The organism is Microbispora sp. NPDC049633 (assembly GCF_040675265.1).
Classification (GTDB): domain Bacteria; phylum Actinomycetota; class Actinomycetes; order Streptosporangiales; family Streptosporangiaceae; genus Microbispora; species Microbispora maris.
In genome coordinates, this window is the sequence record NZ_JBFAOO010000042.1 from 1 (window position 1) to 22726 (window position 22726).

Below are 22726 nucleotides of genomic sequence, written 5' to 3' on the forward strand. Positions count from 1 at the left end.
CCTGGCTGGCCGGGCGGGAGCGGCCGAGCGGGCGCTGGGCGCTCGCCACGGCCGCCGCAGTCGCCGGATGCGCGGTGCTCGTCACCGGCGGAGCAGCCGGCGGCGCGGACGCCGCGGGCATCGCGCTCGCCCTCCTCGGCGGGCTCCTGTACGCCTTCTACGCGGTCGTGGCGGCCCGGGCCATCGGCGGGGGCATGGAGTCGGGGACGGTGATGGGCGTCCTGTTCGGCGGCGCGGCCGTGCTCATGCTGCCGGTCCTCGTGCTGACCGGACCGGCCTGGCTCGCGCGGCCGGCCGGCCTGCTGACCGCGCTCTACCTCGGCTGCGCGACGACCGGGCTGGCCTATCTCCTGTACGGCCGTGGGCTGCGCACGACCCCCGTCGCCACGGCGGCCACGCTCGCGCTGGCCGAGCCGGCCGTCGCGGCCCTGCTGGGCGTCGTGGCGCTGCGCGAGCACCTGTCCCTCGTCTCGTGGGCCGGTCTGGTGCTGCTCGCCCTGGGACTGGTCGTGGTGGCGCTGCCCGCCAGGGCGGCCGCGCCGGACGCCCCCGCGCCGGACACGCCCACGGCGGCGGCCGCGACCCGTTAGTAGGCTCGGCCACGTGACCACCCTCAGACCCGTCTCCACCGTCGAGGCGCTCGCCGCCGCGTTGCGCGAGCGGGTGCTGTCCGGGGACATCGAGCCGGGCGCCGCGCTGCCCGAGCAGGAGCTGTCCGCACGCTACGGCGTGGCCCGCCCCACCGTGCGGGAGGCGCTGGCGCTGCTCGTCCACGAGGGACTGCTGCGGCGCGAGCGCAACCGCAGCGCGTACGTCCCGGTGATCACCCCCGCGGACCTGGACGACCTCATGTACGTGCGCGGGCCGCTGGAGGAACTGATGGCGCAGGCCGTCGCGGGGCGGCGGGTGACGGCGGCGGAGGAGGCGCTGGACCGCCTGTCCGGACTGCCGCCCGGCGCGCCCTGGGCGGCCGTCGTGGCCGAGCACATGGCCCTGCACGAGGCGCTCGTCGCCGCCGCGGGCAGCCCCCGCCTGGAGCGGCTGTACGCCACGCTCGCGGCCGAGACGCGGCTCGGGCTGGTCCGGCTCAGGCACGCGTACGAGGACCCTCACGAGCTCGCGGCCGAGCACGCCGGGCTGCTGCGCGTCATCGCCGAGGGGCCCGCGGACGCGGCGGTCCGCGCGGTGCGCGAGCACCTGCGGTGGCGGCATCCCTGAGCCGTGCGGGCTCCGCGAGGCCGGTGATCCGGATTCCCTTGCACGGCGCCGCTTCAAGTCGTCACAATCGCGCCCATGCACGGCAACCCTGTGCCGGACACCTATGTGTACGTCACCGAAGAAGGCGTGACGCGTCACTACGCCGACGGCAGCGTCGAAGCCCTCGCATGGGAGGACGTGGTAGAGGTCCGCGTCGGCGGCCACGGCCACCGGGAGCCGCCCGGCCAGCCGGAGGAGGTCTTCATCGTCCTGCTGGACCGTGAGGGCGAGGGCTGCGTGGTCCCCCACTCGGCGACCGACGCGAGCTTCCTGGCCCGGCTGCGCTACCTGCCGGACTTCGACCTCGACCGGCTGAGCACCGCGGTCGCGAGCGCGCGCGCGGACTACGTCGTCGTGTGGCGCAGCCCGGAGCCGCCGTCCCCGTTGCCCGACCTCGAATACGACTGAAGGCGGGCCGCTCCACGCCGGCCGTGAGCGTTTCACGCCGGCGCGGCGGCCTCCCGCGCTGCTCCGAATGCGGTTCGGAGAGTTCCGGGCCGGCATCGGCCGTCCATTCGGCGGCGCATTACGGCGAATTTGAATCGGCGGGTAAGGCCGAGTTCGATTATGGAGTTGATTCGACCAAATAGTATTTTCGAGGTGCAAGGGGCACGTCTTCGCTGGATTCGCGAGTCTGCCGCTCCTCTTCGCGGGCGTATGGGGCGACCGTATAGGCGTGTTATGTACCGGCAGATATTGGCGGTATACGCCGTGGTCGGGACCGGTGGTGCCATCGTGGACCGTTCCCGTCAAGTCCTCCAGCTGGGGTCATTGCGACCAATTGTGGACAGGGGGCTTGCGTTCCCTCCAGGGCCGTCGCTGTCTAACATCATCCTCGTGCGGGCACCCCCTCAAATGGGTGAGTCGTGAGTCAACCTTTGCGACGCGAGGGGCGTCAATCACCTGGACGGTCCGGCTACCTAGGCGCGGTGAGATGGAATCGCAAACGGAGTTGGCGGAATCGGGGGTGTTTCCCCGCGAAGTCCATGTGCGGCTGCCGGTGAGCGTGTCGTCGGGTTCCTATTCGAAGATCCTCCTGGCGGGAGACCTGCTCTGCGCTGTCGCCGCCCTCGCCGGCGTCGAGCTCACGCGGCTGTGGTTCGGCGCCTTCATCCCGGTGTACGACTTCGCGTTCGGGGCGACCCTGACGCTCTCCTGGCCGCTGGTCGTGGGCGTCGCCGGTGGCTACCGCGGCCGTACCCACGGCGAGGGGACGGAGGAGTTCCGCTCGGTCGCCCAGGCGGGCCTGGGCCTCATCGCGGCCGTCGCGATCGGGGCGTACCTCACGCAGACGAACGTCGCCCGCAGCTACGTCATGGCGATGCTGCCGCTCGCCACGGTGCTGACGCTGCTGATCCGGCACCGCATGCGCAAGCGGCTGCACCGGCTGCGCATGAAGGGCCGGTACATGCGGCCGGTCGTGGCGGTGGGGCACCGGCAGTCCATCCACGAACTGGTGCTGCAGCTGCGGCGGCAGCCGTACCACGGCATGCGGGTGGTGGCCGCGTGCCTGCCGAGCGGGCAGTACCGCAGGCAGCGCTCCGACGTCGACGGCGTGCCCGTGCTCGGCGACTTCAGGGACGTGCCCGCCGTGGTCGACAAGGTCGACGCCGAGGCGGTCGCGGTCCTCGCGTGTCCCGAACTCCACGGCGCGGCGCTGCGCCGCCTCGCCTGGGGGATCGAGTCGCGGGGGACCGACCTGTTCGTCGCCCCCGCGCTGATGGACGTCGCGGGGCCGCGCATCAGCGTCCGCCCGGTCGCGGGGATGCCGCTGCTGCACGTCGAGCACCCCGACCTCCAGGGCTCCCGGCGGCTCGTCAAGAACGGCTTCGACCGGATCGTGGCGGCCGCGTTCCTGCTCGCCCTGCTCTTCCCGATGCTGGCCATCGCGGCGGTCGTGCGCGCCACCAGCCCCGGCCCCGCCCTGTTCCGGCAGACGAGGATCGGCCGGTACGGCCGCGAGTTCCACATGCTGAAGTTCCGGACCATGGTCGTGGACGCCGAGCGGCTCAAGCCGGTCCTGGCCGCATCCAACGAATCGGACGGCCTGTTGTTCAAAATTCGGAACGATCCACGGATCACCCGCGTGGGCCTGCTGCTGCGCCGCTACTCGCTGGACGAGTTGCCTCAACTCCTCAACGTGCTGCGCGGTGAGATGTCGCTCGTCGGGCCGCGCCCGCCGCTGCCCGCCGAGGTCGAGCGGTACGGCACGGACGTGCACCGGCGCCTGGTCGTACGGCCGGGCATGACCGGGCTGTGGCAGGTCAGCGGCAGGTCGGACCTGTCCTGGGAGGAGTCGGTCCGGCTGGACCTGCGGTACGTGGAGAACTGGTCGCTCCTGCTGGACCTGCAGATCCTGTGGAAGACGTGGTCCGCGGTCACCGGCGGCAGGGGGGCCTACTGACATGAAGGCCCTCGTGCTCGCGGGCGGGTCCGGCACCCGGCTGCGGCCCATCACCCACACCCGCGCGAAGCAACTGGTCCCGGTGGCCAACAAGCCCGTCCTGTTCTACGGCCTGGAGTCGATCGCGGCGGCCGGCATCAGCGAGGTCGGCATCGTCGTCGGCGACACCCAGGACGAGATCGAGGCGGCGGTGGGCGACGGGTCCCGGTTCGGCCTGCAGGCGAGCTACCTCAGGCAGGAGGCGCCGCTGGGGCTGGCGCACGCCGTCCTGATCGCCCGCGACTACCTCGGCGACGACGACTTCGTCATGTATCTGGGCGACAACTTCATCGTGGGCGGCATCGAGAGCCTGGTCGGACGCTTCCGGGAGCGGCGGCCGAGCGCGCAGATCATGCTGACCCGGGTGTCCGATCCCCGCCAGTTCGGCGTCGCGGAGCTGGCCGGCGACGGCCGGGTCGTCGGCCTCGAAGAGAAGCCGCGCGAGCCGAAGAGCGACCTCGCCCTGGTCGGCGTCTATCTGTTCACCCCGGCGATCCACGACGCCGTGGCGGAGCTCAAACCGTCCTGGCGGGGGGAGCTGGAGATCACCGACGCCATCCAGTGGCTCATCGACGCCGGCCACGAGGTCGAGCCCGCGGTCATCTCGGGATACTGGAAGGACACCGGGAACGTCGCCGACATGCTCGAGGTGAACCGGCTGGTGCTGGAATCCCTGGAGCGCCGCGTCGACGGCGACGTCGAGGACTGCGAGCTCATCGGGCGCGTCGTGGTGGAGGCCGGCGCCTCGGTGCGCCGCTCCCGCGTCGTCGGCCCGGTGGTCGTCGGTGCGGGGACCGTCGTCGACCGTTCGTACGTCGGCCCGTTCACGTCGATCGGCGCCGACTGCGTCGTGAGCGGCAGCGAGATCGAGTACTCGATCGTGCTCGCCCGTTCGTCCATCGAGGGGGTCCGGCGGATCGAGGCGTCGCTGATCGGCCACGACGTGGAGATCACGCCGGCGCCGGACACGCCGAGGGCCCACCGGCTGGTGCTGGGGGACCACAGCAGGGTCCAGATCAGTTCCTGACGCCGCCTCCCGGCCCGTCCGGCACAATCCCTTTCCGTCCCGAGCTCGAAGACAGGTGTGGTTCTTCTGTGAAGTTACTGGTCACCGGCGGTGCCGGGTTCATCGGCTCCCACTACGTCCGTACGGTTCTCACGGGCGGATACCCGGCCTTCGCCGGGGCGTCCGTCACGGTGCTCGACCGGCTCACGTACGCGGGCAGCCTCGCCAATCTCGTCCCGGTGGAGGGGCGGTACGACTTCGTCCACGGCGACGTGTGCGACGCGGACCTGCTCGGACAGGTGGTGCCGGGCCACGACGTGGTGATCCACTTCGCGGCCGAGTCCCACGTCGACCGGTCGATCGACGGCGCGGCCGACTTCGTGCGGACCAACGTGCTGGGCACGCAGACGGTCATGGACGCGTGCCTGGCCGCCGGGGTGAGGCGCGTCGTCCATGTCTCCACGGACGAGGTGTACGGGTCCATCGAGACGGGGTCGTGGGACGAGAGCGCGCCGCTCGCGCCGCGCTCGCCCTACGCCGCCTCGAAGGCGGGCGGCGACGTGATCGCCCGCGCGTACGCGGTCACCCACGGGCTGCCGGTCTCCGTCACGCGGTGCGGGAACAACTACGGGCCGTACCAGTACCCGGAGAAGGTCGTCCCGCTGTTCATCACCAACCTGATCGAGGGCAGGCCCGTCCCTCTGTACGGCGACGGCGGCAACGTCCGCGACTGGATCCACGTGGCCGACCACTGCCGGGCCATCCAGCTCGTCGCCGAGGTGGGCGGGCCGGGGGAGATCTACCACGTGGCCGGCACGGCCGAGCTGACCAACCTGGAGCTCACGCGGCGCCTGCTCGACCTGCTCGGCGCCTCACCCGACCTCGTCAGACGGGTGGAGGACCGCAAGGGGCACGACCGCCGCTACTCCCTCGACGACCGGAAGCTGCGCGCCCTCGGCTACGCGCCCCAGGTGTCCTTCGACGACGGCCTGGAGGCGACCGTGCGGTGGTACGCCGACAACCCGTCGTGGTGGAAACCGCTGCGGGCGGAGGCCCGGTGACGGCGTCGCCATGAGGTGGCTGGTCACGGGCGCCGCGGGCATGCTCGGCGCCGATCTCACCGCGCTGCTGGCAGGCGAGGGCGAGGACGTCGCCGCGCTGTCCCGGCGCGACCTCGACCTGTGCGACCCGGACGCCGTCCGGGCGGCGGTCCGTACGGAGAAACCGGACGTCGTGGTGAACTGCGCGGCCTGGACGGCGGTGGACGAGGCGGAGACCCGCGAGCGGGAGGCGCTGGCGGTCAACGGCCACGCCGTGCGCCCGCTCGCCGCCGCGTGCGCCGGTCACGGCGTGACGCTCGTCCACCTGTCGACCGACTACGTGTTCGACGGCACGGCGCGGACGCCGTACGCCGAGGACGAGCCGGTCAACCCGGTCAGCGCGTACGGGCGGACCAAGGCGGCGGGGGAACGGGCCGCCCTGCGGCACGGCGGTTACGTCGTCCGCACCGCCTGGTTGTACGGCGCGCACGGGCCGAACTTCGCCAGGACGATGATCAGGCTCGCCGCCGGGGGCGACCCGGTGCGCGTGGTGGACGACCAGCACGGCCAGCCCACCTGGGCGGCCGACCTGGCGGCCCAGATCGTGCGGCTGGTGCGCGCGAGCCCGCCCCCCGGCGTCTACCACGGGACGAACGCGGGCCAGACGACGTGGTACGGCTACGCCCGGGAGATCTTCCGCCTGCTCGGCGCCGACCCGGACCGCGTCACGCCCACGAGCAGCCGGGACTTCCCCCGCCCGGCCCGGCGCCCCGCGTACGGCGTACTCGGGCACGAGGCGTGGGGCAGGGCGGGGCTGGCCCCGATGCGGGACTGGCGCGAGGCACTGCGCGACGCCTGGCCCCGGCTCGCCGGTTCCGGCGGGTTGTGACGTTCGCGGGCGTCCGCGCGATAACCCATGGACGGCATCCCGTGGCGGCATTCATGGACGGTGGGGATTGGTGGACGGATCGGTGGCGCACGCCGTGGACAGGACTGTCCCCCGATGACGGCGCCGGGACGGGCACACAGGCGGTCGGTGCTGGGCACGACGCTGGACGCGCTGACCATGCGGCAGGTCGTCGCCGCCTGCGTGGAGGCGGTGGACGGCGGCGGACGCCTCGACATCGGCGTGGTGAACGCCGCGAAGATCGTCACCATGCGCAGGGATCCCGAGCTGCGGCGGTCGGTGCTCGACTGCGATCTCGTCCTCGCCGACGGGCAGTCCGTCGTGTGGGCCGCGCGCCTGCTGGGCCATCGGCTGCCGGAACGCGTGGCCGGGATCGACCTGTTCACGGAGCTGCTGGCCGAGGGGGAGCGGCGCGGATACCGGCCGTACTTCCTGGGCGCGACGCCGGAGGTGCTCGCCCTGCTGATCGAGCGGGTGCGGCGCGACTTCCCCGCCCTGCGGATCGCCGGGTACCGCGACGGCTACTTCCCGGCCGAGGAGTCCGCGCGGGTGGCGGAGGAGATCGCGCTGTCGGGAGCCGACCTGTTGTTCCTCGGCATGACCTCGCCGAAGAAGGAGATCTTCGTCCGCGACTGGGGCGAGGCCACCGGGGCGAAGGTCGTGCACGGGGTGGGCGGCGCCTTCGACGTGCTGTCCGGACGCACCCGCCGGGCGCCCCGGGCCTGGCAGCGCCTCGGGTTCGAGTGGTTGTACCGCCTGCTGCAGGAGCCGGCGCGCCTCGGCCCCCGGTATTTCAAGACCAACGGGAGGTTCCTCCTCCTCGTGGCCGCGGGACTGATTCGTGACCGCGGCCGTCTCGCGAGTTCCGCCGATTCCCTGGAGTGACAACGTGACGCAGCACCGCAGAATCGCCCTGCTGGGCCCGGGCGCGCCGGCCGGCCTGCTGCCGGCCATGGTGGACCTGGCGGTGCGCGGACTGCCGCCGGGCTACGTGGACGGGGAGTTCGTGTTCACCCGCAGGGGCGTGCGGCGGCCCGACGGCACGTGGGACGCCGTCGCGGAGGGCCGCAGCGTGCGGTATTCGGCGATCGTCGCGCTCGGCGTGGCCACGCTCCCGCAGGAGCGGCAGCGCGCCGCGCTCGCCGGTGACACCGCCGCCGACCTGGCCGGGCGCCTCGTTGAGCGGCTGCCCGGCGTCCGCGGGCTCGGCGACGCGGCCCTGATCTGCTGGGCGGCGGCGGAGACGGGGCATCCGCGGCTCGACGAGGCGCTGCGGCACCTGGCCGGGATCGACCGGCTCGCGTCCTCGGGCCAGGTGTACACGGTCGAGGCCGCCTGGGAGCTCGCCGCGCTCGTCGCCGCCAGGACGACGCTGGGAGCGAGCTCCGAGCTGGACGGCAGGCTGGAAGCCACCCGGGCCCGGCTGCTCGACGGGCTGGCGTCCGACCGGCTCTACCGGCACGTGCTCGGCCCGTCGTCCGGGCCGCTCGTGCCCTGGTACCGGGCGCACGTCGGCTGCTTCGCCGACCAGGTATACCCGCTGCAGGCGCTGGCGCGGCTGCACGCCGCGGTCGGAGACGCCGACGCGCTGGCCGCCGCGGAACAGGTGGCCGCGGGGATCTGCGCGGCCCAGGGCGCCGAGGGCCAGTGGTGGTGGCACTACGATGCCCGCACCGGCGCCGTGGTCGAGGGATATCCCGTCTACAGCGTCCACCAGCTCGCGATGGCCCCGATGGCCCTGCTCGACCTCGCCGACGCCGGGGGCACGGCCTACTTCGACGAGATCGGCGAGGGCGTGCGCTGGATGAGCGAGCGGCCCGAGTCCGACGAGTCCCTCATCGACGAGCGGCTGAACCTGACCTGGCGGAAGGCGGCCAGGGCGGACCCGAAGAAGCTGGTGCGCGGCCTGCGCGCGGTGGCCACCCGCACCCGCCCGGCGGCCCGGCTCGCCACCCTCGACCGGTTCTACCCGCCGGTCGCCGTCGACCGCGAATGCCGGCCCTACGAGCTGGGCTGGCTGCTGTACGCCTGGCTGTTCGAGCTCCCGCGACCGTCATGACCTCGCGTCAGTCATGACCCCGGCGCCCGGCTGCTCTCGTCGCGCAGCCAGGTCGTGTAGTCGCCCGCCCGTACGGCGCGGCGCGCCCTGCGCCGCGCCAGCACGGTGACGCAGGCGAAGACGGCCGCCGCCGGGAGCAGCCACGGCTCCCGTGCGGCGATCCGGACCAGATCGCCCAGGCTCGTGCGCGCGGACGGCCCGCCCGGACCGGTCTCGCGTTCCAGCTCGCTCACGCTGGTCGCCGCGCGGACGCGCCGGCGCAGCAGGTCGGCGAACGTGCGGGGGGTCTGAATCCCGGCCCGCGCCTCCGCCACGACCACCCGCTCGTCCTCGCCGAACGCCAGGGAGGCGGCCAGGTCGTCGGCCATGACCGGCGGTAGCGCGCGAATCCGGTCGTTGCCCGCCTCGGTGACCGCGATGACCCCGCGGCCGAACAGTCCCGTGCGCACGTGCGGAAGCCGGGTCCAGATGGCGTAGTACGCGCGGACGGTCCAGGGCCGGCCGGCGAGCGCCAGATCGCGCTCGGGCGCCGCCGCGAGCGGCGTGCCCGGCCCGCCGAGACGGGCCACGAGCGCGCGTACGCCCGCGGTGCTCACGGTGACGTCGGCGTCCACGTAGAGCCGGGGAAAGCCGCGGGCCGCCCGGTCGCCGAGACGCAGCGCCTCGCGTTTGGACGCCACCGGCGTGCTCAGCACGCGCACGCCGTGCGCCCGCGCGACCGAGTCGGTCTCGTCGGTGCACCCGTTCGCGACGACCACGACGTCGAACTCGCCCGGCCGGGCGTCGCCCAGCAGCCCGGAGAGCAGACGGCCGAGGACCGGAGCCTCGTTGTGCGCGGGGATCACGACGCTCGTCACACGAGCAGTATGGGCCTCCGCCGGGTCAGGAGGCCCGATATCTCGGGAGGATCCCGGAATCCAGCGCCTCGCTCAGCGTGGGCGCCGCGGCGTCCTTGTCCGACAGGACCGGCTCGCCGTCGAGCCGCCAGTCGACGCCGATCTCCGGGTCGAGCGGGTGCACGCCGTGCTCGCGCCCCGGCGCGTACGGCTGGGAGCACAGGTAGAGCACCGTGGCCTGCTCGCTGAGGACGGCGAACGCGTGGCCGAGGCCCTCCGACACGTACACCGCGCGCCGCGACACGTCGTCGAGGACGAGCCCCTCCCACTTGCCGAAGGTGGGCGAGCCCACCCGCAGGTCCACCACGACGTCGAGCACGGCCCCGGAGACGCAGGTCACGTATTTGGCCTGGCCGGGCGGTACGTCCGCGAAATGGACGCCGCGCAGCACGCCGCGCCGGGAAATCGAGCAGTTGGCCTGGGCCAGCTCCATGCCGTGCCCGATCGCCTCGCGTAACTCCTGCGCCCTGAAACATTCGAGGAAGGCGCCCCGGGTGTCGCTGTGGATTCGCGGGGTGAAGCTCCACGCTCCCTCGATACTCATCCGCTCCATGGGCGGAAGCATGACACAGGCGTCTTGTAACGCTCGCAGTCCATCGCCCGACTTATGACTGTCGGACTCCGGTGCTGGGAGGGAAATGCCAGCTCAGTTTCTGTCGGTTACGCCTGCCCGGAATTCATCCGGAAAACGGCCTGCGCGAAGTTGTCCGCGCGGCCGGAGGAGGTCCTGATGACGACGTGCCGGCTGTGCGGGTCCGCGAGCCTCGTCGGCGTGGTCGACCTCGGCGCGACGCCGCCGTGCGAGCGGTTCCTCGGCGCGGAGCAACTCGACGAGCCGGAGACGACCTATCCGCTGCACCTGCGGGTGTGCACGGACTGCTGGCTCGCCCAGATCCCCGCGCTCATCACGCCGCAGGACACCTTCACCGAGTACGCCTACTACTCGTCGTACTCCACCTCGTGGGTGGAGCACGCGCGGCGGTTCGTGGCGGACGCGGCCGAGCGGCTGCGCCCCCGGTTCGTGGTGGAGGTGGCGAGCAACGACGGCTACCTGCTGCGGCACGTCGTGGAACGCGACATCCGGTGCCTCGGCATCGAACCGTCGGTCAACGTCGGCCAGGCGGCCAGGGACAACGGGGTCCCGACGCTCACCGCGTTCCTCGGGCCGGAGACGGCCGCCGCCGTACGGGCCGAGCACGGGCCCGCCGACCTCGTCGTGGCCAACAACGTCTACGCGCACATCCCCGACGTCATCGGCTTCACCCGGGGGCTGCGCGCGCTCCTGGACGACCGGGGCTGGGTCTCCATCGAGGTGCAGCACCTGCTCACCCTCATGGAGCTCAACCAGTACGACACGATCTACCACGAGCACTTCCAGTACTACACGGTCGCCTCGGCCGAACGGGCGCTGGCGAGCGGCGGGCTCGCCCTGGTGGACGTCGAGCTGCTGCCGACCCACGGCGGATCGATCCGGCTGTGGGCCCGCCCGGAGGAACTCGGCGCGGAGCCGAGCCCGCGCGTGGCCGAGGTGCTGGCGGCGGAGAAGGCCGCCGGACTGCACGAGCTGTCCGGCTACGCGCAGTTCGCCGAGCGGGTGGCGCGGGTCCGGCGGGAGCTGCTGACCTTCCTCCTCGACGCCGCCGCGCAGGGCAGGACGGTCGTGGGCTACGGCGCCCCCGGCAAGGGAAACACCCTGCTCAACCACTGCGGCATCCGCCCCGACCTGCTCCGTTACACGGTCGACCGGAACCCCTACAAGCACGGGCGGTTCACCCCCGGCGCCCGGATCCCCGTCCTCCCGCCGGAGCAGATCGCCGCCGACCGCCCCGACTACGTGCTGGTGCTCCCCTGGAACCTGAGGGAGGAGTTGACCGCCCAGCTCTCGTACGTACGCGAGTGGGGAGGCCGGCTGGTCTTCCCGATCCCCAGACTGGAGATCGTGTGAAAGTCGTCCTCTTCTGCGGAGGCCGGGGCACCAGGATGCGCAGCGACCTCCCCGGCGGGGACATTCCCAAGCCGATGCAGCTCGTCGGCCCCCGTCCGCTGCTCTGGCATGTGATGCGGTATTACGCGCATTTCGGACATCGGGATTTCGTCCTGTGTCTCGGATACGGCGCGCAACACATCAAGAGCTTCTTCCTGAACTATCAGGAAACGGCGTCCAACGATTTCGTCCTGCGCAACGGCCGGGTGGAGCTGTTGTCCACCGACATCTCCGACTGGTCGATCTCCCTGGTGGACACCGGGGTGGATTCGCCCATTGGGGAGCGGCTTCGCCGGGTGCGCCCCTATCTTGAGGGCGATGAGATCTTTCTGGCGAACTACGCGGACGTGCTCACCGACGCGCCGCTGTCCGACATCGTCGAGCGGTTCCGGGCCGCGGACGCCGGGGCGTCGATGATGGTGGTCCCGCCGTCCAACACCTTCCACTGCGTCGACGTGGGCGAGGACGGCAGGGTCGGCTCGATCACGCCGGTCAGCGAGATGCCGCTGTGGGTCAACGGCGGCTTCTTCGTGCTCCGCCAGGAGGTCTTCGACCACATCCCCGTGAACGGCGACCTCGTGGCCGACGGCTGCGCCGAGCTGGCCAAGCGCGGCCGGCTGCTCGCCTACCCCCACCGCGGCTACTGGCGGCCGAGCGACACCGTCAACCAGCGGCTGGAGCTGGATCACGCGTGGGCGCGCGGCGACCGGCCGTGGGCGCTGTGGGAGCACGTGTGATCGGCCTTCGGCCCGGCCGCGTGCGCGGGATCGCGGCACTCGCGGCGCACTGCGACGACATCGCGATCGGGGCGGGCGGCACGCTGCTGACCGTCTGCGCCGCGCACCCCGGCGTCCGCGTGGACGCCCTGGTGCTGTCCGGCGGCGGCACCGAGCGGGAGGACGAGGAACGGGCCGCGCTCGCCGCCTTCTGCCCCGGCGCCGACCTGCGGCTGACCGTGCTGAAACTGCCCGACGGGCGGCTGCCCGCCCACTGGGACGAGGCCAAGAACGCCGTCGAGGAACTGCGCGCGGCAAGCGACCCCGACCTGGTCGTCGCCCCCCACCGGGGCGACCTGCACCAGGATCACCGGGGCCTCGCCGAGCTGGTGCCGACCGCGTTCCGCGACCACCTGGTGCTGGGCTACGAGATCGTCAAGTGGGACGGCGACCTCGGCCGGCCGTCGGTCTACCAGCCGCTCACCCCCGATGTGGCGAAGGAGAAGGTCGCCCTGCTGCAGAGCCACTACCCCTCACAGCGGCACCGCCCCTGGTACGACCCGGAAGCCTTCCTCGGCCTCGCCCGCATCCGCGGCATCGAGTGCCACGCGCGGTACGCCGAGGCGTTCCACGTGGACAAGCTCACCCTCGACCTGGAGAACTGATGCGGCTACTGCTGACCGGACACCAGGGCTACCTCGGCACGGTCATGGCCCCGGTGCTCGCCGAGGCCGGCCACGAGGTGGTCGGCCTCGACTCGGGGCTGTTCGCCGACTGCGTGCTCGGCCCCCCGCCCGCCGACCCAGAGACGTACGCGGTGGACCTGCGGGACGTCCGGCCCGAGCACCTGGCGGGGTTCGACGCCGTCGTCCACCTCGCCGCGCTGTCCAACGACCCGCTCGGCTCGCTGGCCCCCGAGCTGACCTACGACATCAATCACCACGCCTCCTCGCGGCTGGCCAGGCTCGCCAGGGACGCCGGCGTGCGCCGGTTCCTGTACGCGTCGACCTGCTCGGTGTACGGCGCGTCGGGTGGCGACGACCTGCTGGACGAGGACGCGCCGCTCCGGCCGGTGACCCCCTACGCGGAGTCGAAGGTCCGGGTGGAGGACGACCTGGCCGCGCTGGCGGACGACGACTTCACCCCCGTCTTCATGCGCAACGCGACGGCCTTCGGCTTCTCGCCGCGGCTGCGGGCCGACATCGTGCTCAACAACCTGACGGGCCACGCGTGCCTGTCGGGGGAGGTGCGCGTGCTGTCGGACGGCACGCCCTGGCGCCCGCTCGTCCACGCCCGCGACATCGCGGAGGCGTTCGCCGCCGCGCTGACCGCGCCCAGGGAGGCGGTGCACGCCAAGGCGTTCAACGTGGGCACCGAGCGCAACAACCTGACCGTGGCGGAGATCGCGGCAGAGGTCGTCGAGGCCGTGCCCGGCGCCACGCTCGTGATCACCGGCGAGGCGGGCGCCGACCCGCGCTCCTACCGGGTGGACTTCTCCCGGATCAGGGCCGCCCTCCCCGGGTACGAGGCCCGCTGGTCGGTCAAGGACGGCGCGGTGGAACTGGTCGACGCCTACCGCGAGTACGGGCTGACCAGGGAGGACTTCGAGCGCCGCTTCACCCGGCTCGCCCGCCTGTCCGACCGGCGGGTGGCCGGCGCCGTCGACTCCTCGCTGCGCCCATGAGCGAGATGCACGCGCTGGTCAGGCGGCTCTACCCGCTGTGCCGCAGCATCACCGGATCCGGCCTGCGGCGCACCCTGGAGATCATCGGCGAGTCGATCCAGCTGGAGATCAGCGAGGTGCCCACGGGCACCCAGGTCCTCGACTGGACCATTCCCAAGGAATGGAACATCCGCGACGCCTACATCAAGGACTCCACCGGGACCCGGATCGTCGACTTCGCGGCGTCCAACCTGCACGTGGTCGGCTACAGCGTGCCGGTGTCGGCGACCATGACCCTGGAGGAGCTGCGCCCGCACCTGCACACGCTGCCCGGCCGGCCCGGCCTGGTGCCGTACCGCACCAGTTACTACGCCGAGACGTGGGGGTTCTGCCTCAGCGAGGACACGCTGGCGGGGATGGGGCCGGGGCCGTACGAGGTGCGGATCGACTCGACGCTCGCCGACGGGCACCTGACATACGGCGAGCACGTGATCCCGGGCCGCAGCGCGGAGGAGGTCCTGATCTCGTGCCATGTATGCCACCCCTCGCTGGCCAACGACAATCTGGCGGGCGTCGCGGTGGCGACCCGGCTGGCGCGGCTGCTGGCGCGGGAGGAGCGGCACTACACCTACCGCTTCCTGTTCGCGCCCGGCACCATCGGCTCCATCGCCTGGCTGGCGCGCAACCGGGACCGGGCCGGCCGGATCAGGCACGGGATCGTGCTCGCCTGCGCGGGCGACCGGGGACCGATCACCTACAAGCGCAGCCGGCGGGGGGACGCCGAGATCGACCGGGTCTTCGCCCACGTCCTGCGGGACCGCCCGCACACGCTGGTGGACTTCTCCCCCTACGGCTACGACGAGCGGCAGTACTGCTCGCCCGGGTTCGACCTGCCGGTCGGCTGCCTGACCAGGACCCCGTACGCCGGCTATCCGGAGTACCACACCTCGGCGGACGACCCGGACTTCGTCACCGAGGAGGCGATGGAGGACACGCTGGACGCCTGCCTGCGGGCCGTCCGGGTGCTTGAGCGCAACCGCGCCTACGTGAACCTCAGCCCGTACGGCGAGCCCCAGCTCGGCAGGCGCGGCCTGTACGAGTCGCTCGGCGGGCGCAGCGACACGAAACAGGCGCAGATGGCGATGTTGTGGGTGCTGAACCAGTCCGACGGCGCGCACAGCCTGCTCGATATCTCGGAACGTTCTGGACTGCCGTTCGACGTGGTGGCGGACGCGGCCCAGGCTCTGCTGGTCGCGGGACTCGTGAAGGAGTAGCCGGATGACGCAGTTCGAGACCTCCGCACGACCGGAGGCCCTCGGCCTCAGGGTCGGCGAGGTGGTGGAGGTCCGCAGCGTCGAGGAGATCATGACCACACTCGACGAGAAGGGCGAGCTCGACGGCCTGCCCTTCATGCCGGAGATGCTGTCGTTCTGCGGGCGGCGGATGACGGTGCACAAGGTGGCCCACAAGCTGTGCGACACGCTGACCGGCACGGGCATGCGGCGGATGCGGGACGCCGTGCACCTGACCGGGGCGCGCTGCGACGGCTCGGCCCACGGCGGCTGCCAGACCTCGTGCTCGCTGTACTGGAAGGAGGCCTGGCTCAAACGGGTGGACCCGGGTGCGCCCGTGCCCGATGCCGCACCCGAGCCCGTACGCAGCCTTCCCCTGCTTCAGATCAATTCCCGCCGGGAGCCGGCGGCGGACGGCGAGGTGCGGTACCGCTGTCAGGCGACCGAGTTGCTGCGCGCCGCTCCCGAGCCCCTGCCCTTCAGGGACCTCGGCCAGTACGTCACGGACGTCCGGGTGGGCAACGCCGGCGTCCTGGCCACCCTCCGCACGGTCTTCTTCGGGCTGTTCAACCGATTACAGCGGGCGAGCCGCAGGCTGCCCCGCCGGCTGCGGTTCAGGGACGGCATGGCGTGGGGCTTCGTACCGGCCGGCCCGAACACCACGACCCCGACCGAGCTGAGCGACCTGCAACCGGGCGAGCTCGTGCGGGTCAAGTCGCGGGAGGCGATCGTCGCCACGCTCGACACGAAGCGGCTCAACCGCGGGATGGGGTTCGAGGAGGAGATGGCGCGGTACTGCGGGCGCGAGGCCCGGGTCGCCGCGCGCGTGGAACGGTGCATCGACGAGAACACCGGGCGCATGCTGCAGATGAAGAACCCCTGCATCATCCTCGACGGCGTCGTCTGCGCGGGTGTGTACAAGGCCAACTGCCCACGGGCGTTCGTGCCGTTCTGGCGGGAGATCTGGCTGGAGCGGGTCACCGAGGAGAGCTAGGGATCGGGGAGTGCCGATGCGAGAGAGCCAGGACGCGGAGCCGGCGGAGTCAGCGGAGTCAGCGGAACCGCCGGAGCCGGCCGAGCCGCCGGACGGCGAGGCCGGCCACCTCCGGGATATCGGCCGTAAGGCCGGACGCGGGCTCGGCTGGAGCCTGCTGGGCACCCTGGCGACCCGGGCCGGGTCGTTCCTCATGGGCCTCGTCCTGGCCCGTCTGCTGAGCCCGGAGGACTTCGGCATCTACGCGGTCGCGCTGGCCGCGACCCAGTTCGTCATGGTCGTCAAGGACATCGGCGTCATGGCCGCGGTGGTGCAGTGGCGGGGCAAATTGGAGGACGTCGCGCCGACCGCCACCACCCTCTCGATGATCTCCGCCGTCACCCTGTACGGCGCGTTCTACGTGGGCGCGCCGTACTTCTCCAGCCTCGCGGGCAGCGAGGAGGCCACCCCGGTCGTCCGGCTCCTCACCGCGGTCATCCTCATCGAGGCCGTGACCGCGGTGCGCAGCGCGACACTGCTGCGCAGGTTCCACGTGGGCAAGAGCTCCAAGGCGATCCTGGCGGGGTTCCTGGTGAACGCCCCGGTGGCGATCGCGCTCGCCGCCGGGGGCGCCGGGCCGTACAGCTTCGCCTGGGGACAGGTGGCCGGAGCCGTCGTCACCGGCGTGTTCATGCTCGCCTACGCCCGGCTGCCCTGGCGTCTGGGATTCGACCGGGGCGTCGCGAAGAGGCTGCTGGGGTTCGGCATCCCCTCCGCGGCGGGCATCGCCCTGGAAATCGTGCTGCTCAACGTCGGCTACATCATCGTCGGCGCCATCATGGGGCCCGACTGGCTCGGCTTCTACCTGATGGCCTTCAACGTGTCGAGCTGGGTGCCCGGACTGATCGGCACCGCGATCCGTTCGGTGTCCATCGCAGGCTTCTCGCGCCTCGCCGAGCGTGACGAGGAGTCGCTGTCGCTCGGCGTGCAGAAGTCGGTGCCGATCCTGGTCACCGCGATCCTGCCGCTGGCCGTGGCCATGGCGGTGCTCGCCCACCCGCTCATCCACTTCCTGTACGGCGACAAGTGGGGGCAGGCGGCCGGCGTCCTGCGGTTCCTCGCGGTGCTGATGGTGGTGCGCATGCTCACCTCCTTCGCCCTGGACATCCTCAACGGGCAGGGGGCCACCCGCTCGACCGTCTGGATGAACCTGGGGTACGGCGTGGCCCTGATCCCCGCGGTGATCGTGGGCACGCACCTCGACGGCATCCGGGGCGCTGCCGTGGGCCAGGCGGCGGCCGCGCTGCTGGTGGCCCTCCCGCTCGCGATGCTCGCCGTGCAGCGCACGGGGGTGCGGCTGCGGCCGATCCTGCCCCAGCTGGTACGGCCGTTCGCCGGGGCCGCGGTGTCGTTCGCGGTCACCGTGGGCCTGGCCGCGCTGACCGCGGGCAGCCAGTTCCTCCAGCTCGTCGTGGGAGGCGCCGGAGGACTGCTGGTCTACGTGCTGATCGTGGTGCCGCTGCACCAGATGAGAACGGTGGGCGGACACGTGATGGAGCGGCTGCCCGCCGGTCACCGGCATCCGGTGCCGGTCGAGGCGACGGCGAAGGAGCACTGAGTTGGCGGATTCACGGAGACTCGTCTCCATCGGCATACCGGTCCGCAACGGCGCGGACCGGCTGGAGGAGGCCGTGCGGTCCGTCCTCGCCCAGGACCACGAACGGCTCGAGGTCGTCATCTCGGACAACGCGTCCACGGACGGAACGGAGGAGCTGTGCCGGCGGCTCGCCCGGGAGGACTCCCGGGTCGTCTACCACCGCCAGCCCCGCAACATCGGCATCGTCGGCAACTTCACCGAGGTGCTGCGCCTGGCGCGGGGCGAGTTCTTCCGCTGGATGGGCGACGACGACCATCTCGAGCCCCACTGCGTGTCCCGTTCGATCGAGCCGATGCTGGCCGACGAGCGGCTCATCCTGGTGACCTCGGACACGGCGTACACCAGCCCGGACGGCTCGGTGCACCGGCCGTCCTACCAGGGCACGGGGATGCTCTCCGACGATCCCGTCGACCGGCTGGCGGAGCTGTGGGACGCGGTCACCACCGAGCACATGCGCCTCGACCCGCTGTACGGCGTGATGCGGCGCGCGGCGGTGGTGGGCATCCGCAGACCCGTGATGATCCGCGAGGACGAGGTGTACGCCACCATGCTCGCCCTGACCGGGCCGTGGGGCCACGTCCCCGAGGTGCTGGCCCAGCGCGACCTGCGCTGGAAACGGCTGCCGAACATCGCCCGGGCCCTCGGCGTGCCGGTGTGGACCGCGCACTTCGCCAACACGCTCCAGTTCCGCGCTATGTACCGGGCGCTGCGCGCCGTGGACCTCACCCCCGAGCAGCGCCGCCGGGGCCGGGCCGTGCTGGCCCGCACATACGGGCGCCGCCAGCGCCAGGTGCTGGCCCACCGCGGCCGCAAGCTCACCGGTCTCGCCGTTCGCCTCCTGGGAGGCTGACCCGCGGGCACGGCGGCCGCAATCCACCCACGTGACCAGAAGAAAGGCCGACCCACCATGACGTCCTCGCCGCGAAGCGGGTTCGACCGGAACGTGATACGCCTCGTCCGGGTGCTGATGCAGCCCGGACGGTCGGTTCTCGCCGTCATGCGCCGCCTGCCCCTCGGCTCGTACGAGCTGCGCTGCGCTCTCGATCTGTTCCCCCGGCCGCACTACGCCTACGGCGTCCAGCAGGCGGCCGAACTGGCCAGGCGGCTCGGCGTCGACCGCATCAGCGTGGTCGAGTTCGGCGTCGCGGGCGGCGCGGGCCTGGTCGAGATGTGCCGCCAGGCACGGCTGGCCACCGCCGCCACCGGCGTGCGGATCGACGTGTACGGCTTCGACACGGGGGAGGGCCTGCCGAAGCCGACCGACTACCGCGACCTGCCCTACATCTGGCGCGAGGGCGACTTCAGCATGGACGTCGCGGCCCTGCGCGCGCGCCTGCCCGAGGCCCACCTGGTCCTGGGTAACATCACCGAGACCGTGGCGGAGTTCCTGGACGACAGGCGGCCCGCGCCGATCGGCTTCGTCTCCGTCGACGTGGACTTCTACTCCTCCACGGCCGCCGCGCTGCGGATCTTCGCGGGCGACCACAAGTACTTCCTGCCCCGCGTCTTCTGCTACCTGGACGACACCGTCGGCGACGACGACCAGATCCTGCACAACGACTACGTCGGCGAGCTGCGGGCCATCAGGGAGTTCAACGAGGCGAACGAGACCCTGAAGATCGCCCCGATCAACGGCCTGCGCCACAAGCGCGCCGTGCCCGCGCCGTGGAACGACAACATCGTCGCGCTGCACCGCTTCGACCACCCCGACTACGGCCGGTACGTCGGCCGCCCCGACAGCCAGACGGAGCTGCCGCTCTAGACGGAAGTGATCGGGCGGCGGCTATCGCCGCAGGACCGCCGCCCGCAGCGCGCCCCAGCCGCGGTGACGCTGGAACGGCAGCTCGAAGACCGACGCGAACAGCCACGCCGCGAGCAGCGTGAGCGGCACGGTCAGCACGAGGGTGGCCAGGAACATCGTCACGCCCGGGGCGAGACGGGGGGCGAGGACCATGCGGTTCACCACCACCACGATCGGCGCGTGGATGAGGTAGAGGCTGTAGGAGAACGAACCGAGCCGGCGCAGCGCCCGCGTGTCCAGCAGGCGCACGAGGAGCCGGGGCCGGCCGGCCGCCACGGAGGCGAGCAGCAGCCCGGCCGCCGGGCCGACGGCCAGGTCGACCCAGAAGTAGTGGTCGACCGTCCACTCGGGACCACGCACGACGATCAGCAGGACGACGGGTGCCGCGGCGGCCAGGGCCAGCCAGGGAAGACGCGACGGCCACGGCGACGCGTTCTCATGAGTCTCCCCGTGCGCCGTCATGCCCGCCGCCACTCCCGCGGCGACCGCGCCGATCGCGAAGAGCACCGCGAACTGCGGGGTCAGCCGCATGAACAGGTCCACCGCGGGGACGCTCGGCGCGAGCAGCCCGATGAGGGCCACGACGACGGTCAGGACGGCGAGCAGGACGGCCGCGCCGGCCCGCCGCAGCACGAGGAGCATCAGCGGGAACACCACGTAGAGCTGCGCCTCCACCGCGATGGACCAGAAGGCGCCGTTGGGGCTCGGCGAGCCGAACAGGTCCTGGACCAGCAGGCCGTAGACGACGACGGACTTCACGGTCGGGCTGCCCTGCCCGGGCTGCGGGATCAGCGTCCACGCGACCACGAGGCTGAACAGCAGGGCCGCCCAGTAGGGCGGGAGGATGCGCCAGGCCCGCCGGTAGGCGAACCGGCGGAGGCCGTTCAGCCGCCAGCCCGACCTGGCGGGCGAGACCGCCAGCGAGAAACCCGACAGGACGATGAACATCACCACCGCGAGGTGCCCGTAGACGAGCCAGCCGGCCCACGCGGGGCCCGTGTCGGCGGGGAACCCAGGGAAGGACAGCAGCCAGCAGTGGTGCAGGACCACGAACAGGGCCGCGACCCCGCGGATCCCGTCGAGGCCCGGCAGACGCGCGGGCGCGCGTGTCGCCCGGGTGGACGCGGAGGTGGACGCGGAGGTGGCCGGAGCCGTCGCCTGGTCCGCAGAGGACTCCATCCGCCGCACTCCCGTCGTCGCCCGGACCGGTCGCCGCAACGTATATCGGAGGAAGTTCGCCGAACGTAACCACCCGGCGCGGGACATCGGATCGTTGTAACGTGACAGCCGCGCGTGACGATGTATCCAAGCAGGGTCCGGACGCCTGCTGGCAGGCCGACGGCACTGGACAGGCCGGGGGGATACGTGGAGTTCTGGACGACGATCGCCGGTCTCCTACGGAAATGGTCGGTCGGACTCCCCCTGCTGGCGATCTCGATCCTGGCCGGCACGGTCACCTTCTTCGTCGCCCCGACACGTTACGAGGCGGACACCTCGCTGGTGCTGGCCACGCCCGTCAACGGCGGCGTCTACTCCAGGGACCCGAACCGCCCGCTGCCCCGGGGCAACCCGCTCCTGCAGTTCAACGACGCGCTGAAGACGGCCGCGAGCATCGTCATCCAGTCCATGAACACGCAGGACGTGTGGACGCAGCTCGGCGCGCCCAAGGACGGGCCCACGACGATCACGATCGACGACGGGCGTAGCAACCCCCGGGTTCTGGACATCAGCGGGCCGTACATCTACATCCGCGTCGTGGCGCCGTCCCCGGCCATCGCCTCCGACGTGCTGACGAAGGCGCAGCGACGCGTCCGCGACGAGCTGACCGGGTGGCAGCGGACGCTCGGCGCCCCGCCCTCGACCTACCTCACGGTCGCCAACATCGTGCCGCCCTCCAAGCCGGAGGCCATGCTGTCCACGCGATGGCAGGTCGCGGCCGGCGCCGGCCTCCTGGTCGCCTGCGCGGGTCTCGGCCTGGTCTACGCCCTGACGCGCAGGGGCGAGCGCCCGCTGCTCCGCAAGGCCCCGCCGCCCCCGCGTGCCCCCGTGCCGCAGGCCGCCGCGCTCCCGGCGGTTCCCGTCGCCCCCGTCGTCTCCGCGTACGAGGACGACGACGTGGACGTGGTCCTATGGGACACCCAGGAGATCGTCGTCGTGACGGAGCCGGTGAAGGGGCAGGACGCGGCCGAGGCGCTGCGCGCCGACGACGACCGTCGCTTCGCGAGTGTGACCAGAGACGCGCGCACGGACGACGACAAGGACTGACGCATGGACTTCTGGGCGACGGTCCTCGTCCTGTTCCGGCGGTGGTACGTCACCTTCCCCGTCTTCGTGCTCGTGCTCGCGGGGGCGGCCGGCGTCTACGTCAAGTTCCCGAAGACCTTCGTGTGCTCATCGAGCTTCGTGCTGACCGTGCCCCGCGACGGGGGAAGCCTGCCGGCGGACCCCAAGTTCCCCAACCCGGTGACGAACCCGCTGGTCAACGTCGACAGCGGGCTGGGCCTTTCCGCCTCGATCCTCATCCAGGGCCTCAGCTCGGCCGAGGTCGCGCAGCGGGTGGGGGTGGCGCCCGGCGGACGGACCACGTTCAAGGTCAGCAACGGCACGACCAACCCGGAGCTGATGATCACGCTGCCGTTCGTCGTCATCTCCGCGGAGGCCCCGACGGCGCAGGAGGCCCATGACGTGGTGGCGCGGCTCGGCCGGATCGCCCAGGACAAGCTGGTCGAGCAGCAGCGGGCGCTGGGCGCGCCGCGGGCCACCTATCTCAAGGCGTTCGAGGTCGTGCCGCCGACCACTCCCGAGGAGAAGACGGGGAGCAGGCTGCGGGCGGCGTGCGTCGCGCTGGCGATGGGCCTGTTCCTGAGCATGGCCGCCGCCTTCGCGGTCGAGAGCTGGGCGCGGTCGCGCCGCGCCCGCCGCTCCGGCGCCTCGAAGCCGCAGGCGTCTCTCAACGGATCCGCCTATCCGGCCGGCGCGCGGACGAAGTCGGCGCCGCTGCTCCGGCACTGACAGCCGTGACCATCGGGAGT

At 72.1% G+C, this 22726-nt stretch carries 23 protein-coding genes; 20 read left to right on the forward strand and 3 right to left on the reverse strand.

The genetic code is table 11. The features are described 5' to 3' along the window. The 9 genes from AB0J39_RS13715 to AB0J39_RS13755 all read left to right on the forward strand — a co-directional run. Positions 1 to 590: EamA family transporter (locus tag AB0J39_RS13715; protein WP_363464066.1), on the forward strand; the 590-nt coding region annotated here is incomplete at its 5' end. A 13-nt stretch (positions 591 to 603) separates the two neighbouring features. Beyond that, positions 604 to 1218: a GntR family transcriptional regulator gene (locus AB0J39_RS13720; RefSeq protein WP_363464068.1), complete on the forward strand. Its 615-nt coding sequence runs from the start codon at positions 604 to 606 to the stop codon at positions 1216 to 1218. Between the two features lie 75 nt (positions 1219 to 1293). Beyond that, positions 1294 to 1665, forward strand: coding sequence for a hypothetical protein (locus tag AB0J39_RS13725; protein WP_363464070.1), 372 nt, complete (start codon positions 1294 to 1296; stop codon positions 1663 to 1665). Between the two features lie 526 nt (positions 1666 to 2191). After that, on the forward strand, positions 2192 to 3661 hold the full coding sequence (locus AB0J39_RS13730) for a sugar transferase (protein WP_363464072.1): 1470 nt from the start codon (positions 2192 to 2194) through the stop codon (positions 3659 to 3661). Between the two features lies 1 nt (position 3662). After that, on the forward strand, positions 3663 to 4727 hold the full coding sequence (locus AB0J39_RS13735) for a glucose-1-phosphate thymidylyltransferase (RefSeq protein ID WP_363464073.1): 1065 nt from the start codon (positions 3663 to 3665) through the stop codon (positions 4725 to 4727). 68 nt (positions 4728 to 4795) lie between these two features. Further along, entirely contained in the window at positions 4796 to 5767 is a 972-nt protein-coding gene (gene rfbB, locus AB0J39_RS13740; protein ID WP_363464074.1) for a dTDP-glucose 4,6-dehydratase, read from the forward strand. Positions 5768 to 5777: 10 nt separating this feature from the next. After that, positions 5778 to 6635: a dTDP-4-dehydrorhamnose reductase gene (gene rfbD, locus AB0J39_RS13745; RefSeq protein WP_363464075.1), complete on the forward strand. Its 858-nt coding sequence runs from the start codon at positions 5778 to 5780 to the stop codon at positions 6633 to 6635. Between the two features lie 114 nt (positions 6636 to 6749). Next, positions 6750 to 7538, forward strand: coding sequence for a WecB/TagA/CpsF family glycosyltransferase (locus AB0J39_RS13750; protein ID WP_363464077.1), 789 nt, complete (start codon positions 6750 to 6752; stop codon positions 7536 to 7538). A gap of 4 nt (positions 7539 to 7542) precedes the next feature. Beyond that, positions 7543 to 8712, forward strand: coding sequence for a hypothetical protein (locus AB0J39_RS13755; protein ID WP_363464079.1), 1170 nt, complete (start codon positions 7543 to 7545; stop codon positions 8710 to 8712). Positions 8713 to 8723: 11 nt separating this feature from the next. Here AB0J39_RS13755 and AB0J39_RS13760 read toward each other — a convergent pair whose 3' ends face one another. Together AB0J39_RS13760 and rfbC are read right to left on the reverse strand one after the other, a co-directional pair. Then, a complete protein-coding gene (locus AB0J39_RS13760; protein ID WP_363464081.1) occupies positions 8724 to 9569 on the reverse strand; it encodes a glycosyltransferase in 846 nt (281 codons plus the stop codon). Positions 9570 to 9594: 25 nt separating this feature from the next. After that, positions 9595 to 10161 carry a dTDP-4-dehydrorhamnose 3,5-epimerase gene (rfbC, locus tag AB0J39_RS13765; RefSeq protein ID WP_363464082.1) on the reverse strand — a complete coding sequence of 189 codons (567 nt, stop codon included), beginning with the start codon at positions 10159 to 10161 and terminating at the stop codon, positions 9595 to 9597. Positions 10162 to 10338: 177 nt separating this feature from the next. Here rfbC and AB0J39_RS13770 point away from each other — a divergent pair, with 177 nt between their 5' ends. From AB0J39_RS13770 to AB0J39_RS13810, 9 genes are all read left to right on the forward strand, one after another. Continuing rightward, entirely contained in the window at positions 10339 to 11553 is a 1215-nt protein-coding gene (locus AB0J39_RS13770) for a class I SAM-dependent methyltransferase (RefSeq protein WP_363464084.1), read from the forward strand. Then, a complete protein-coding gene (locus AB0J39_RS13775) occupies positions 11550 to 12329 on the forward strand; it encodes a glucose-1-phosphate cytidylyltransferase (protein ID WP_363464085.1) in 780 nt (259 codons plus the stop codon). Before AB0J39_RS13770 ends, AB0J39_RS13775 begins: the two co-directional genes overlap by 4 nt. Beyond that, positions 12326 to 12973, forward strand: a complete 648-nt coding sequence (locus AB0J39_RS13780; protein WP_363464087.1) for a PIG-L deacetylase family protein — start codon at positions 12326 to 12328, stop codon at positions 12971 to 12973. The genes AB0J39_RS13775 and AB0J39_RS13780 overlap by 4 nt, the downstream gene beginning before the upstream one ends. Next, positions 12973 to 13992, forward strand: a complete 1020-nt coding sequence (locus tag AB0J39_RS13785; RefSeq protein WP_363464088.1) for an SDR family oxidoreductase — start codon at positions 12973 to 12975, stop codon at positions 13990 to 13992. The genes AB0J39_RS13780 and AB0J39_RS13785 overlap by 1 nt, the downstream gene beginning before the upstream one ends. Beyond that, a complete protein-coding gene (locus tag AB0J39_RS13790) occupies positions 13989 to 15245 on the forward strand; it encodes a DUF4910 domain-containing protein (RefSeq protein ID WP_363464089.1) in 1257 nt (418 codons plus the stop codon). The genes AB0J39_RS13785 and AB0J39_RS13790 overlap by 4 nt, the downstream gene beginning before the upstream one ends. 4 nt (positions 15246 to 15249) lie before the next feature. Further along, positions 15250 to 16257, forward strand: coding sequence for a hypothetical protein (locus AB0J39_RS13795; RefSeq protein ID WP_363464090.1), 1008 nt, complete (start codon positions 15250 to 15252; stop codon positions 16255 to 16257). 16 nt (positions 16258 to 16273) lie between these two features. Beyond that, a complete protein-coding gene (locus AB0J39_RS13800) occupies positions 16274 to 17854 on the forward strand; it encodes an oligosaccharide flippase family protein (protein WP_363464091.1) in 1581 nt (526 codons plus the stop codon). Position 17855: 1 nt separating this feature from the next. Further along, positions 17856 to 18743, forward strand: a complete 888-nt coding sequence (locus AB0J39_RS13805; protein WP_363464092.1) for a glycosyltransferase family A protein — start codon at positions 17856 to 17858, stop codon at positions 18741 to 18743. Positions 18744 to 18836: 93 nt separating this feature from the next. Continuing rightward, positions 18837 to 19655 (forward strand): hypothetical protein, encoded by an 819-nt coding sequence (locus AB0J39_RS13810; RefSeq protein WP_363464093.1) that lies wholly within the window; start codon positions 18837 to 18839, stop codon positions 19653 to 19655. Positions 19656 to 19676: 21 nt separating this feature from the next. Here the strand turns inward: AB0J39_RS13810 and AB0J39_RS13815 are convergent, their stop codons facing one another. Then, complete coding sequence (locus AB0J39_RS13815) at positions 19677 to 20873, reverse strand: acyltransferase (protein WP_363464095.1); 1197 nt, start codon at positions 20871 to 20873, stop codon at positions 19677 to 19679. Between the two features lie 186 nt (positions 20874 to 21059). Here AB0J39_RS13815 and AB0J39_RS13820 point away from each other — a divergent pair, with 186 nt between their 5' ends. Both AB0J39_RS13820 and AB0J39_RS13825 read left to right on the forward strand, forming a co-directional pair. Continuing rightward, positions 21060 to 21959 carry a hypothetical protein gene (locus AB0J39_RS13820; RefSeq protein WP_363464096.1) on the forward strand — a complete coding sequence of 300 codons (900 nt, stop codon included), beginning with the start codon at positions 21060 to 21062 and terminating at the stop codon, positions 21957 to 21959. Between the two features lie 3 nt (positions 21960 to 21962). Further along, positions 21963 to 22706 carry a hypothetical protein gene (locus tag AB0J39_RS13825; RefSeq protein ID WP_363464098.1) on the forward strand — a complete coding sequence of 248 codons (744 nt, stop codon included), beginning with the start codon at positions 21963 to 21965 and terminating at the stop codon, positions 22704 to 22706. Positions 22707 to 22726 lie beyond the last annotated feature (20 nt).

Coding starts and splice junctions, on each gene's coding strand:
- AB0J39_RS13815 (WP_363464095.1), bottom strand. CDS start 20,873: ATGGAGTCCTCTGCGGACCAGGCGACGGCTCCGGCCACCTCCGCGTCC.
- AB0J39_RS13750 (WP_363464077.1), top strand. CDS start 6,750: ATGACGGCGCCGGGACGGGCACACAGGCGGTCGGTGCTGGGCACGACG.
- AB0J39_RS13770 (WP_363464084.1), top strand. CDS start 10,339: ATGACGACGTGCCGGCTGTGCGGGTCCGCGAGCCTCGTCGGCGTGGTC.
- AB0J39_RS13825 (WP_363464098.1), top strand. CDS start 21,963: ATGGACTTCTGGGCGACGGTCCTCGTCCTGTTCCGGCGGTGGTACGTC.
- AB0J39_RS13735 (WP_363464073.1), top strand. CDS start 3,663: ATGAAGGCCCTCGTGCTCGCGGGCGGGTCCGGCACCCGGCTGCGGCCC.
- rfbD (WP_363464075.1), top strand. CDS start 5,778: ATGAGGTGGCTGGTCACGGGCGCCGCGGGCATGCTCGGCGCCGATCTC.
- rfbC (WP_363464082.1), bottom strand. CDS start 10,161: ATGGAGCGGATGAGTATCGAGGGAGCGTGGAGCTTCACCCCGCGAATC.
- AB0J39_RS13785 (WP_363464088.1), top strand. CDS start 12,973: ATGCGGCTACTGCTGACCGGACACCAGGGCTACCTCGGCACGGTCATG.
- AB0J39_RS13730 (WP_363464072.1), top strand. CDS start 2,192: ATGGAATCGCAAACGGAGTTGGCGGAATCGGGGGTGTTTCCCCGCGAA.
- AB0J39_RS13800 (WP_363464091.1), top strand. CDS start 16,274: ATGCGAGAGAGCCAGGACGCGGAGCCGGCGGAGTCAGCGGAGTCAGCG.
- AB0J39_RS13795 (WP_363464090.1), top strand. CDS start 15,250: ATGACGCAGTTCGAGACCTCCGCACGACCGGAGGCCCTCGGCCTCAGG.
- AB0J39_RS13725 (WP_363464070.1), top strand. CDS start 1,294: ATGCACGGCAACCCTGTGCCGGACACCTATGTGTACGTCACCGAAGAA.
- AB0J39_RS13790 (WP_363464089.1), top strand. CDS start 13,989: ATGAGCGAGATGCACGCGCTGGTCAGGCGGCTCTACCCGCTGTGCCGC.